At 71.9% G+C, this 12,374-nt stretch carries 11 protein-coding genes; 7 read left to right on the plus strand and 4 right to left on the minus strand.

The window, feature by feature from the left end:
• Nucleotides 1–117 precede the first annotated feature (117 nt).
• Entirely contained in the window at nucleotides 118–420 is a 303-nt protein-coding gene (locus tag O7629_RS06765) for a DUF6342 family protein (protein ID WP_278168171.1), read from the plus strand.
• 95 nt (nucleotides 421–515) lie between these two features.
• Here the strand turns inward: O7629_RS06765 and O7629_RS06770 are convergent, their stop codons facing one another.
• Together O7629_RS06770 and O7629_RS06775 are read right to left on the minus strand one after the other, a co-directional pair.
• On the minus strand, nucleotides 516–2,588 hold the full coding sequence (locus tag O7629_RS06770; RefSeq protein ID WP_278174435.1) for a 3-hydroxyacyl-CoA dehydrogenase NAD-binding domain-containing protein: 2,073 nt from the start codon (nucleotides 2,586–2,588) through the stop codon (nucleotides 516–518).
• Nucleotides 2,585–3,796: a thiolase family protein gene (locus O7629_RS06775; protein ID WP_278168172.1), complete on the minus strand. Its 1,212-nt coding sequence runs from the start codon at nucleotides 3,794–3,796 to the stop codon at nucleotides 2,585–2,587. Before O7629_RS06775 ends, O7629_RS06770 begins: the two co-directional genes overlap by 4 nt.
• Nucleotides 3,797–4,058: 262 nt before the next feature.
• Here O7629_RS06775 and galE point away from each other — a divergent pair, with 262 nt between their 5' ends.
• Nucleotides 4,059–5,060 (plus strand): UDP-glucose 4-epimerase GalE, encoded by a 1,002-nt coding sequence (galE, locus tag O7629_RS06780; protein ID WP_278168173.1) that lies wholly within the window; start codon nucleotides 4,059–4,061, stop codon nucleotides 5,058–5,060.
• 66 nt (nucleotides 5,061–5,126) lie between these two features.
• Here galE and O7629_RS06785 read toward each other — a convergent pair whose 3' ends face one another.
• Nucleotides 5,127–6,431 (minus strand): HRDC domain-containing protein, encoded by a 1,305-nt coding sequence (locus O7629_RS06785; protein WP_278174436.1) that lies wholly within the window; start codon nucleotides 6,429–6,431, stop codon nucleotides 5,127–5,129.
• A gap of 248 nt (nucleotides 6,432–6,679) precedes the next feature.
• On the opposite strand from O7629_RS06785, the gene O7629_RS06790 reads away from it, so the two are divergent.
• Complete coding sequence (locus O7629_RS06790) at nucleotides 6,680–7,768, plus strand: S1C family serine protease (protein WP_278168175.1); 1,089 nt, start codon at nucleotides 6,680–6,682, stop codon at nucleotides 7,766–7,768.
• Between the two features lie 5 nt (nucleotides 7,769–7,773).
• On the opposite strand, the gene O7629_RS06795 is transcribed toward O7629_RS06790, so the two are convergent.
• Nucleotides 7,774–8,349 carry a DUF3000 domain-containing protein gene (locus tag O7629_RS06795; protein WP_278168176.1) on the minus strand — a complete coding sequence of 192 codons (576 nt, stop codon included), beginning with the start codon at nucleotides 8,347–8,349 and terminating at the stop codon, nucleotides 7,774–7,776.
• Between the two features lie 190 nt (nucleotides 8,350–8,539).
• Here O7629_RS06795 and hemE point away from each other — a divergent pair, with 190 nt between their 5' ends.
• From hemE to O7629_RS06815, 4 genes are all read left to right on the plus strand, one after another.
• The gene (gene hemE, locus O7629_RS06800; RefSeq protein WP_278168177.1) at nucleotides 8,540–9,646 is read left to right on the plus strand and encodes a uroporphyrinogen decarboxylase; all 1,107 of its coding nucleotides are present in this window, start codon (nucleotides 8,540–8,542) and stop codon (nucleotides 9,644–9,646) included.
• 63 nt (nucleotides 9,647–9,709) lie between these two features.
• Complete coding sequence (gene hemG / locus O7629_RS06805) at nucleotides 9,710–11,140, plus strand: protoporphyrinogen oxidase (protein WP_278168178.1); 1,431 nt, start codon at nucleotides 9,710–9,712, stop codon at nucleotides 11,138–11,140.
• Entirely contained in the window at nucleotides 11,137–11,844 is a 708-nt protein-coding gene (hemQ, locus tag O7629_RS06810) for a hydrogen peroxide-dependent heme synthase (RefSeq protein ID WP_278168179.1), read from the plus strand. The genes hemG and hemQ overlap by 4 nt, the downstream gene beginning before the upstream one ends.
• A gap of 116 nt (nucleotides 11,845–11,960) precedes the next feature.
• Nucleotides 11,961–12,341: a hypothetical protein gene (locus O7629_RS06815; RefSeq protein ID WP_278168180.1), complete on the plus strand. Its 381-nt coding sequence runs from the start codon at nucleotides 11,961–11,963 to the stop codon at nucleotides 12,339–12,341.
• Nucleotides 12,342–12,374: the final 33 nt, after the last annotated feature.

The following is a 12,374-nucleotide window of genomic DNA, read 5'->3' on the forward strand; positions in this document are numbered from 1 at the left end:
CACCGGATCGGGTGGGATAAATAGGTCGCGTCGATGGCTGAAGTGCGTCGACTCCGATTCGGTCGTCCAGGGGAGTCGACCTACCGGAGGGATTCCGGGCAAACGAAAGGAGATCCGATGCCCGACGTCGATCTTGGACTCGCAACGGATTGGGACGAGGGTGACACTCACGGACGCATCCGGCTCCGGCAGAACCAGGTCTACGAGAGCTCGCCCAAGAAGGACGTCCTGATCAGTTCGCCGGTCAGCATCGAGCTTTCGGTCAACACGAACTACTCGACCTCGCAGGAAGCGGACAAGATCTACTTCACGACCCATCTCGGGAGTCAAAAGAAGATCATTGCGGTTCTCGACTCGAATGGCGATCTGTACATCGCCGGCCGGGTGATCGAGGGTCAGACGAACTTGTCCTACAGGTAGGTCTGGAATTTGTCCTGTAGGTAAGCCAGCTCAGGCGGCAAACGGGATGTCGAGGCCAAGGTGGCGGCCTCGACATCCCGTTCCGTTTCGTCCGGTCAATCGGCGGCTGGGCTGCTGGCCACCCCGGCGGGTAGGAACCGCCGGCCGGTCACCCGCTGCGCGGTGCCGGTCCGGTCCAGGTACGGGGTGATCCCGCCGAGGTGGAACGGCCACCCCGCGCCGAGGATCATGCACAGGTCGAGGTCCTGTGGTTCGGCGACCACACCCTCGTCGAGCATCAGCCGGGCCTCCTGCGCCAACGCGTCGAGGGCCCGTTGCCGGACCTGCTCGGCGGTCAACGGCTGCGACCCGACCTCCAGCAGCTTGCCGATCTCGGGGTTTATCTCGTCGTCCACCATCAACGGCAGCCCGGACTCGGCGATCCGCCGCAGGTTGTCGCTGACCGTGAACCGGTCGGGGTAGGCGGCGTGCAACGTACCGCCGACATGGTGGGCCACCGGCGGGCCGACCAGTTGCAGCAGGGCCAGCGGCCGCATCGGCAGGCCGAGCGGGTCCAGCGCGGCGTCGGCGACCTCCGGCGGGGTGCCGGCGTCCACCGCGGCGAAGATCTCGCCGAGGAACCGGGTCAGCAGCCGGTTGACCACGAAGGCCGGGGCGTCCGACACCAGCACGCAGGACTTGCGCAGCTGCTTGCCGATGGCGAACGCGGTGGCCAGGGCCGCGTCGTCGGTCCGCTCCCCGCGGACGATCTCCAGCAGGGGCAGGACGGCGACCGGGTTGAAGAAGTGGAAGCCGACCACCCGTTCGGGGTGGGCCAGGTCGGCGGCCATGTCGGAGACGGACAGCGACGAGGTGTTGGTGGCCAGGATCGTTTCGGGGCCGACGATCGACTCGACCTCGGCCCACACCTGCTTCTTGACCTTGAGGTCCTCGAAGACGGCCTCGATGACGAAATCGGCGTCGGCGAAGGCGCTCTTGTCGACCGACCCGCTCACCAGCGCCAGCAGCTTCGCCGCCGTTCCGGTGTCCATCCGGCCCTTGCCGACCTGCTTCTCGATCTCGGAGTGCACGTAGCTCAGCCCGGCGTCCACCCGGGCCTGGTCCAGGTCGGTGAGCACCACCGGCACCTGCAGTCGGCGGGCGAACAGCAGCGCCAACTGGGAGGCCATCAACCCGGCCCCGACGACGCCGACCTTGGTGACCGGCCGGGCCAGGTCCGCCGAGGGAGCGCCGGCCGGCCGCTTGGCGCGTCGCTGGACCAGGTCGAACGCGTACAGCCCGCTGCGCAGTTCCTCGGACAGGATCAGGTCGGCGAGGGCCTCGTCCTCGGCGGCCGTGCCGTCGGCGAACGGGGTCTCCTTGGCCAGCGCGAGCAGGTCGAGGGCCCGGTAAGCGGCCGGTACCGCACCGTGTAGCCGCTGGTCGAGCAGCTGGCGGGCGAAGTAGAGCACCCCGTCCCACATGTCCCGGTCGACCTCCGGGCGGTCGACGGTGACCTCGCCGGTGACCACGCCGGCCGCCCACTGCAGGGACCGCTCCAGGAAGTCGGCCGGTTCGAGCAGGATGTCGGCGATGCCCATCTCCGCGGCCTGCTTCGGCTTGAGCATCTTGTTCTGGGTCAACGGATTCTGGATGATCACCTGTGCGGCGGCCGGGATGCCGATCAGGTTCGGCAGCAACTGGGTGCCTCCCCAGCCCGGCACCAGACCGAGGGACACCTCCGGCAGGGCCAGCGGACCCGCTCCGCCGGACAGCGTCCGGTAGTGGCAGTGCAGGGCGAGTTCCAGCCCGCCACCCATCGCGGTGCCGTTGACGAAGGCGAAGGTCGGCACCGCGCTGTCGCGCAGCCGGGCGAAGATCCGGTGGCCCGTCCGGCCGATCTCCAGCGCCTGCTCCCGGTCGACGAGCTGCGGCATAGCGGTGAGGTCGGCGCCGACGCAGAAGACGTACGGCTTGCCGGTGACCGCCACGAAGGCCGGCTCGCCGGCCAGTGCCTCGGTGATCGCCGCGTCCAGGCCGGCCAGCCCGGCCGGCCCGAGGGTGTTGGGTCTGCGGTGGTCCAGGCCGTTGTCCAGGGTGATCAGCGCGGCGGGCCGGTCCAGTCCGGGTACGTTCACCTGCCGGACCAGCGCCCGGGTGACCACCTCGTCGGGGTTGTGCAGCATCAGTTCTCGTCTCCCTGCTGTGCCGGGCCGGTCCAGGCCGGGTTCTCCCAGATGACCGAGCCGCCCATGCCGATGCCGATGCACATGGCGGTCAGCCCGTAGCGCACCTCGGGATGTTCGGCGAACTGCCGGGCCAGCTGGGTCATCAGCCGTACGCCGGAGGAGGCCAGCGGGTGCCCGATGGCGATGGCGCCACCCCACGGGTTGACCCGTGGGTCGTCGGCGTCGACGCCGAAGTGGTCGAGGAAGGCCAGCACCTGGACGGCGAACGCCTCGTTCAGCTCGAACAGGCCGATGTCGTCGATGCCCAGCCCGGCCAGCCGCAGGGCCTTCTCGGTCGCCGGGATCGGGCCGACGCCCATCACCTCCGGTTCGACGCCGACAAAGCCGTACGAGACCAGCCGCATCGCCACCGGTAGCCCCAGCTCGCGGGCCACGTCCTCGGCGGCGACCACGCTGGCGGTCGCGCCGTCGTTGAGCCCGGCGGCGTTGCCGGCGGTGACCCGCCCGTGCGGCCGGAACGGGGTCTTGAGGGTGGCCAGCTTCTCCAGGGAGGTCTCCCGGGGCGCCTCGTCGACGACTGCCAGCCCCCAGCCGGCCTCCGGGTCGCGGACCGCCACCGGGACCAGGTCGGGCTGCAGCTTGCCGTTGGCGTACGCCTTGGCGGTCTTGACCTGGGAGGCGAGGGCGAAGGCGTCGGCGCGTGCCTTGGTGATGCCGGGCAGCCGGTCGTGCAGGTTCTCTGCGGTCGCGCCCATGATCAGCGCGGACGGGTCGACCAGCTTCTCGGCCAGGATGCGCGGGTTGGGGTCGACGCCTTCGCCCATCGGGTGCCGCCCCATGTGTTCGACGCCGCCGGCGATCGCCACGTCGTAGGCGCCCATCGCGATGCCGCCGGCTACCGAGGTGACCGCGGTCATCGCGCCGGCGCACATCCGGTCGATGGCGAAGCCGGGCACCGTCTTGGGTAGCCCGGCCAGCAGCGCGGCGGTGCGACCGATGGTGAGCCCCTGGTCCCCGGTCTGGGTGGTCGCCGCGATGGCTACCTCCTCGACCCGGTCGGGGGGTAGTTGCGGGTTGCGCCGCAGCAGTTCGCGGATGCAGCGGATGACGAGGTCGTCGGCGCGGGTGTGGGCGTACATCCCGCCGGCCTTGCCGAACGGGGTACGGACGCCGTCGACGAAGACGACGTCCCGGACTTCACGCGGCACGATGGGGCCTCCTTGCCGGCCTGGGTACGCGGGGCAGGCCTCCATGCTACTTGTCGGTAACAATGGTCGACCGGTGCCCCTGGTGTGGCCCGGGCCACACCAGGGGCACCGGTCGGGGTCTCCTCCGGCGGATCGGTCCGATCCGGCTCCGGTACCGTGATTGTCAATCGTGCGCCACCGCCCGCACCGGACATTCGCGACCCGCCGGACGGGCGACGGACGACCAACCCCAGACGGACGACAACCCAACAGAGGAGACACGGTGAAGGTTCTGATCGCCGGAGGCGCGGGCTTCATCGGCAGTACGATCGCCTCCGCCTGCCTCGACGACGGCATCGAACCCGTGGTGCTGGACAACCTGAGCACCGGGCGGATCGAGTTCACCCGCGACCGGATCTTCTACCAGGGCGACATCGCCGACGGTGCCCTGATCGACCGGATCTTCGCCGAACACCCGGACATCAGCGCAGTGGTGCACGCCGCGGCGCTGATCGTGGTGCCCGAATCGGTCGCCGAACCGCTGCGCTACTACCGGGAGAACGTCGCGAAGTCGATCGACTTCATCGATCATGTGGCCCGCAACGGAGCCGAGCGGTACCTGTTCAGCTCCTCGGCGTCGATCTACCGGCCGGGTGAGGACTTCTCCGTCGACGAGTCCTCACCGCTCGAGCCGACCAGCCCGTACGCGCGGACCAAGGCGGTGATGGAGATGCTGCTCGCCGACTGCGCCGCCGCCATGCCGCTGCGGGCGCTGTCGCTGCGCTACTTCAACCCGATCGGCGCTGACCCGCAGCTGCGCACCGGCCTGCAGATCCGCCAGCCCACCCACGTCCTCGGCAAGCTGATCACCGCCGTGCAGACCGGGGCCGAGTTCACCATCACCGGGGTCGACTGGCCCACCCGTGACGGCTCGGGAATCCGCGACTACATCCACGTCTGGGACCTGGCCCGGGCGCACGTCCAGGCGCTGCGCCATTTCGACGAGATTCTGCCGGTCGGCGCCGACCGCCGCTACGAGGTGCTCAACCTCGGCACCGGCGACGGCACCACGGTGCGTGAGTTCGTCGAGGCCTTCCGCTCAGTGGTCGACCAGCCGCTGCGGGTCCGGGAGATTGGGCCCCGCCCCGGCGACGCCGCCGGCTCGTACACCCGCAGCGTACGGGCGCGTCGGCTGCTCGACTGGAAGCCCGAGCTGTCCATCGCCGACGGCATCCGGCACTCGCTGGCCTGGTCGGCGCGGCGGGACCAGGTGCTCAACGACTGAGCACGGCCTCCGGCCGCGTCGACGGTAACCTTCATCGTGACGTTTCTGGCGACCCGCCGCAGCGGCCTACCGCGGCGGGTCCCGCAGCGCGGCGCTCAGCTCCGCCACGATCAGCGACACCTGCCAGGAGCGGGCACCGAACCCCTGCAACGTCGCCGCCACCGACTCCTCGCTGATCTCCTCCGGCGGAGTCCAGGCGAGCCGGCGGACCGAGTCCGGCGCGATCAGGTTCTCCGGCGGTAGCAGGTTCGCCGCAGCCGTCCGGATCACCACCTCCCGGCACCGGGCCAGCCGTGCCGCGGCCGCCGGATCCCGTTCCGCCCAGCGGTGCGGCGGGGGAGGGCCGTCGACCGGGGGCGTGGTCGGCAGGGCGTCGTCGGGCAGGGCGCGGGCGACGTCCAGCGCGTCCAGCCAGATCCGCGCCAACCGCCGGACCGAGCGGCCGTTGAAACCAGGCAACGCCAGCAGGGCCCGCTCGTCCCGGGGGTCGAGTTCGGCCGCCGCGATGATCGCCGAATCCGGCAGCACCCGGCCCGGTGCCGAATCGCGGCGGGCGGCGACGTCGTCCCGGGCCTGCCACAACGCGCGTACCCGGGCCTGGGCCCGCGCTCCGCGTACCCGGTGGATGCCGGAGGTCCGCCGCCACGGCTCCGGCCGCACCCGGGTCGGCTGGCTGCCCCAGGCGACCAGGGCGGCGAACTCCTCGGCCGCCCACTGCTGCTTGCCCTGGCGTTCCAACTCCAGGGCGAGCACGTCCCGCAACTCGACCAGCAGTTCGACGTCGAGCGCCGCGTAGGTCAGCCACGACTCCGGAAGCGGGCGGGTCGACCAGTCAGCGGCGGAGTGATGCTTCTCCAGCGAGAAGCCGAGCAGCGCCTCGGTCAGCGCGGCCAACCCCACCCGCTCGTAGCCGGCCAGCCGGGCGGCCAACTCGGTGTCGAACAACCGGCGTGGGCGCAACCCGACATCGGCCAGGCAGGGCAGATCCTGGCTGGCGGCGTGCAGCACCCATTCGGCATCGGCGATCGCGGCGTCGAGCGTGCCCAGCTCAGGCAGCGGCAGCGGGTCGATCAGCGCCGTACCGGCACCCGCCCGGCGCAGCTGCACCAGATAGGCGCGTTGGGTGTAGCGGTATCCGGAGGCGCGCTCGGCGTCGATGGCGACCGGACCGGAGCCGGCAGCGAACCGGGCAACGGCCTCGGCGAGAGCGTCGTCGTCGGCTACCGGTGCAGGGGTGCCGTCGCGGGGAGCGGTCAGCGCAACGGGCCCGCCGGGCGAGGAGTCGGACCCCACGACATCGGACGCCGGCGGCTGCGCCAGCGGGTGGTGCGGCTCGCTCCCTGCTGGGCGTTGCGCGGTCCGACGGCGCAGGGGGGATTCGTCGGTCACCTGACAACCCTAGTGCCCGGCCTGCCGCCGGCCGCACGAGGTGTCACCGGCGCGTCGGCTCCGAGCCGGGCCGAGTTGACCGGCGACACCCCGGTGATGTGTCCAACGGGTGGCAATCGTGTGATCACCGGGCGAGAGGTGACGACAAACACCGTACTGCCCGGTACGGTCGTATCGCCGCTCAGCGGCAGGTGGGCCGGCTGCCGCGTTGAAGGAGAGGCTGCCACGATATGACCAGTGGGTACGACGATCCGCGCTCCACCAATGGGTACGACGATCCACGCTCCGTCGCTGCCCCCGACATCGCGGGCCCGCGACATGCCGCGCCGGAGGCGCATACGCTGCCGGCGGCCCACACCGTCGAGGACGCCTACGCCGCCGATAAGGATCATGCCGACGCCTACGCCGCTGAGCAGGCTCATGCCGCCGGCGAGCCGCCCTCTGCTCCAGAGACGTCGACGTCCTGGTCGCCGGCCGGCGCGACCTCGGACCGCCCGGGCTCGTGGGCGCCGCCGGCCGACCAGCTCCGCCGGGTCACCCCGGTCCGGCGGGGATGGCCAGGGGTGACCGCGCTGCTGCTGGTCCTGCTCCTGGCCGGCCTGTCGGGTTTCCAGACGCACCAGATCCGCCAGTTGACCACCCGACTCGCCGAGGTCGACCAGCGGCTGGCCCGGGCGCAGGGAGCCGACGCCGATCGCTTTGAGCTGGTCGAGGCGCGCGCCGCCGAGCTGGAACGGCAGGTCGGCGCGGCCTTCGACCCCGAGGCGATCGCCACGGCGGTGCTGCCCAGCGTCTTCCGGGTCAGCGCCGGGCGGTTCACCGGCACGGCCTTCGCGGTGGGCGAGTCAGCCGACGGCGGCACCAATCTGCTGACCAACTACCACGTCGTCGAGCCCAGCTATCTGGCCGGCAACCGGCGCGTCTTCCTGGAGCGCGACGGTGAACGAATCGAGGCCGCAGTCGTCGCGGTGGACGAGGACAGCGACGTGGCGCAACTGCGGACCGACCGTTCCTTCCCCGGCCTGCCGCCAGCTCCCGACGAGGTCAAGTCCGGTCAGCAGATCGTGGTCGTCGGGGCCCCGCTCGGGCTCGTCGACTCGGTGACCACCGGGGTGGTCAGCGCGTTGCGGGACGCCGACGACAGCACCGGCCCGGTCATCCAGTTCGACGCTCCGATCAACCCCGGCAACTCGGGCGGGCCGGTGATCAACAGCGGCAAGCAGGTGGTGGGCATCGCCACCGCGAAGGCCCGCGACGCCGAGGGGATCGGGCTGGCTGTGCCGATCCGTACCGCCTGCGACGTGTTCGAGATCTGCTGACCGGGTCAGGCCGTGCCGGCCGACCGCCGCCGGCCCGGCAGCACCGTCACCCCCGGCGGCGGCAGACCGGCGGTCGACGCCAGTAGGTCACACCAGGCCCTCAGATGGGCGTCGAGCCCAGTGGTCGACGGCGTCCACGAGGCGCGGATCTCGATGTCGCCACCCGCGGGCGGGCCGGCCAGCTCGCCGAACCGGGTGGAGCAGGTCTGGGTCACCGTGCCGCCCAGCGCGCCGTAGGCGGCGCCGTGCACCTCCAACGCATCGGTCAACCAGGTCCAGCCGACGGTCGGCAGCAGTGGGTCCGCGACCAGGTCAACCTCCAGGTCGGCGGTGACGTAGGTCACCAGGCGCAGGGTGCCCTGCCAGGCGTCGTGTCCGTCCGGGTCGTGCAGCAGGACCAACCGTCCGGTGGCCACCTCGTCCGAGCCACGCAGCACCGTGGCGCTCAACGCGAACGCGTAGGGGGCCAGCCGCTGGGGGGCGCCGACCTCCTCGATCTGGATCTCCTCCCGGGGGGTCACCGCGCGCAGTCCGGCGACGGCGCGGTGGAACGCCTCGGGCAACGCGGTAAGGGGGGCCATGGCCAAAAGCCTAGGCCGCGCTCCCACCAGATGGGGATCGGCGCGCCGGGGCCCAGTGGCGGTGACCGTGACGACAGCGCTTCGCCGGCGAAGGACCGGATCGGGGCGGCCCGCGACCGACCGGGGCGACCGGACCGGATCGGGGCGGCGGCTGCCGACCAGCCGTGCAACCGTGACACCATAGGCGCCGATGACCACGACGACGCCGGGCAACGCCGCCCACGACGCGACACCCGACACACCCGCGCAGGCCCCGGCCCCGGTGGGACCGCTGGCCACCTCCGCCTTCGTCCGGGCCTGCCGCCGGGAACCGGTGCCGCACACGCCGGTGTGGTTCATGCGCCAGGCCGGTCGTTCGCTGCCCGAGTACCGCCAGCTGCGCAGCGGCATCGGCATGCTGGAGTCCTGCCGGCGGCCGGACCTGGTCGCCGAGATCACCATGCAGCCGGTACGGCGGCACGGCGTGGACGCCGCGATCCTGTTCAGCGACATCGTCGTCCCGGTGGCGGCGGCCGGCGTCGAATTGGACATCGTCGCCGGCACCGGGCCGGTCATCGCCGAACCGGTCCGCAGCGCTGCCGACGTCGGTCGGCTTCGTCGGATCACCCCGGACGACGTCGGCTTCGTCGACGAGGCGGTTCGGCTGCTCGTCGCCGCGCTCGGTGCGACTCCGCTGATCGGGTTCGCGGGTGCGCCGTTCACCCTGGCCAGCTACCTGGTCGAAGGCGGACCGTCACGTACCCACGGGCGGACCAAGGCCCTGATGTACGGCGATCCGCAGACCTGGCACGCGCTCTGCGCCCGGCTCGCCGAGATCACCCTGGAGTTTCTCCGGGTGCAGGTCGCGGCGGGCGTCGCCGCGGTCCAGCTGTTCGACTCCTGGGCCGGGACGCTCTCCGAGGCCGACTACCGTCGGCACGTCCTGCCGCACTCCGCGGCGGTGCTGCACGGCCTGGCCGACGCCGGAGTGCCCCGGATCCATTTCGGAGTGGGGACCGCCGAACTGCTCAAAGCGATGGGCGAGGCCGGCGCGGACGTGGTCGGGGTGGACTGGCGTACCCCGCTGGACGCCGCGACCGCGCGGATCGGTCCGGACCGTGCCGTGCAGGGCAACCTCGACCCGTGTCTGCTGCTCGCGCCGTGGCCGGTGGTACGCACCGAGGTCCGGCGGGTACTGGCCGACGGGCGCGCCGCCCCCGGACACGTGTTCAACCTCGGTCACGGGGTGCTGCCGGAGACCGACCCCGACGTGCTGACCAGGGTCGTCGAGTTGGTGCACGAGACGTCGCAGCGCTGACCCGCGTCACACCCGGGTAGGCCCGGCCGGCCGGGCCTACCGCCCGGGTGGCAAGGTGACGGTATGCAGCAACCGTGGCGGATCGCCGTGGTGGGTGGCGGGATCGCCGGGCTGGCCGCGGCGTTGCGGCTGCGCGACCGGGCACCCGCAGGGACCCGGATCACGGTCTACGAGCAGTCCGACGAGCTGGGCGGCAAGCTGCGTACCAGGGAATTCGCCGGGCTGCCGGTGGAACGCGGCGCCGAGGCGTTCCTGATGCGGGATCCGGCCGGCGGCGACTCCGCCGCAGTCGCGCTGGCCCGTCGAGTCGGCCTCGGCGACCACCTGCGGCACCCGGCGGTCGGCCAGGCGGCGCTGGCCCGGGACGGACAGTTCGTCCCGCTACCCGCCGGGACGCTGATCGGCGTGCCCGGCGACCTCGCGGCGGTGGCCCGGGTGGCCCGCGCCGAACCGGAGCGCGACGCCGACCAGGGCCGGCCGTTGCTGCAGCCGGACGAGGACGTCGCCGTCGGTGAGCTGGTTCGTCGGCGGCTGGGTGACGAGGTCGTCGAGCAACTGGTCGACCCGATGCTCGGCGGGGTGTACGCGGGTCGGGCCGACACCTTGTCGTTGGCCACCACCATCCCAGGGCTGGCGACGGCGGCCCGCACGGAACACACCCTGGTCGCGGCGGTCCGCGCGGCGCTGGCCGCCCGGCCACCGGCCGCCGGCGCGCCGGTGTTCGCCACCGTCGACGGCGGGCTGAGCCGACTGGTGGCGGCGGTCCGGGCCGCGTTGTCGGCCGCCGACGGCGCAGCCGAGGTCCGGCTGCGGACCTCGGCGGTGGTGCGGGAGTTGGTCGCCTCGGCGGGCGGCTGGCGGTTGACCGTCGGTCCGACCCGCAGCACCGAGCGGGTGGACGTCGACGCGGTGGTGCTGGCGGTGCCGGCCCGACCGGCAGCCCGGCTGCTCGCCGCGGTGGACGCCGCCGCGGCGGTCCGGGTCGGCGCGCTCGAGTACGCCAGCATCGCCCTGGTCACCCTGGCGGTGCCGCGGCCGCAGCTACCGGAGATCTCCGGCTTCCTGGTACCGGCGACCGAGCGGACCATGACCAAGGCTGTCACCCTGTTCAGCACCAAGTGGACCCAACTGCGACGGTCGGACGGGCTGGCCGTGGTCCGTGCCTCGGTCGGCCGCCACGGCGACGAGCGGCTGCTGCAACGCTCCGACGACGAGCTGGTCGACGCCGTGCGTACCGAGCTGACCCGGCTCACCGGTGTCCGGCCACCGGCCGCCGTGCAGTCGCACGTGCAGCGGTGGGGTGGCGCGCTGCCGCAGTACCCGCCGGGGCACCTGAGCCGGGTGGCGGCGGCCCGTCGGTCGCTGCGGGCCACGGGGCGGCGGCTGGCGTTGGCCGGCGCGGCCTACGACGGTATCGGCATCCCGGTGTGCGTGCGGTCCGGCGAGAACGCCGCCGATGAGATCCTGACAAACCTGGAAGGGGTACGCCGATGAGCGGCGACGAGCAGACCAACGCGGCGCGGTTGCGTGAGCTGAATTCGACGATCCGGTACACCATGTGGTCGGTGTTCCGGGTCGCCGAGCGGCTGCCGGCGCTGCGCGACGACCTGATCGGTGAGGTCGAGTCGCTGATCGGCGAGCTGACCGCCAAGGACGTCACGGTCCGGGGCACCTACGACGTCGCCGGGCTGCGGGCCGACGCCGACATCATGATCTGGTGGCACGCGGCGGACAGCGACGAGCTGCAGGACGCGTACGGGCGGTTGCGCCGTACGGCGTTGGGTCGTCACCTCGCCCCGGTCTGGTCCCAGCTGGCGCTGCACCGCCCGGCCGAGTTCAACAAGAGCCATGTGCCGGCGTTCCTGGCCGGCGAGCCGGCCCGGGCGTACATCTGCGTGTACCCGTTCGTCCGCTCGTACGAGTGGTACCTGCTGCCGGAGGCGGAGCGGCGGGCGATGTTGGCCGAGCACGGGCAGATGGCCCGGCCGTATCCGGACGTCCGGGCGAACACCGTCGCATCCTTCGCACTCGGCGACTACGAGTGGATGCTCGCCTTCGAAGCCGACGAACTGCACCGGATCGTCGATCTGATGCGCGACCTGCGGGCCTCGTCTGCGCGCCGGCACGTCCGCGCGGAGGTGCCGTTCTTCACCGGACGGCACCGTACCGTCGCCGACCTGGTCGCAAATCTGCCCTGACGTTTCCGGGGTGCCGGCCCGGGTACCCATCCACTGCCCCCCGAGGTTGACCGGTCAGCCCGACCGGGTCGACCGGACCGGAGAAGGACCACTCATCTGATCCGGAGGAGGGTGTGATGAGTACGCAAGCTCCGACCCGCAACACCACCGCCGTGAACCGGCCGATGGCCGGCCAGCCGATGGCCGACGGCCAGACACACCAGATGGACATGAACGCCGGGATGCGCCCGGCGATCACCCCGGGCACCGAGACGAAGTCGGCGTTCCGCAGCACCGAGTTCTACGTCTACCTGATCGCGGTCGCCGGCGTACTGCTGGCCTCCCAGGTGATCAACCCGGACATCGACGGCGTGCAGGGTACCGCTGGTGGCGGGGACCCCTTCCCGGCCAGCACCGCATGGCTGTACGTCGCGCTGCTGACCATCGGTTACGTGGTCAGCCGAGGGCTGGCCAAGGCCGGCAGCGCCTGGCGGAACTCGGGTGAGCGACAGCGCTGACCCGTGAAAGCGCCGCCGACCCGGTGACGGGTA

Source organism: Solwaraspora sp. WMMD792, from assembly GCF_029626105.1.
Lineage (GTDB): Bacteria > Actinomycetota > Actinomycetes > Mycobacteriales > Micromonosporaceae > Micromonospora_E.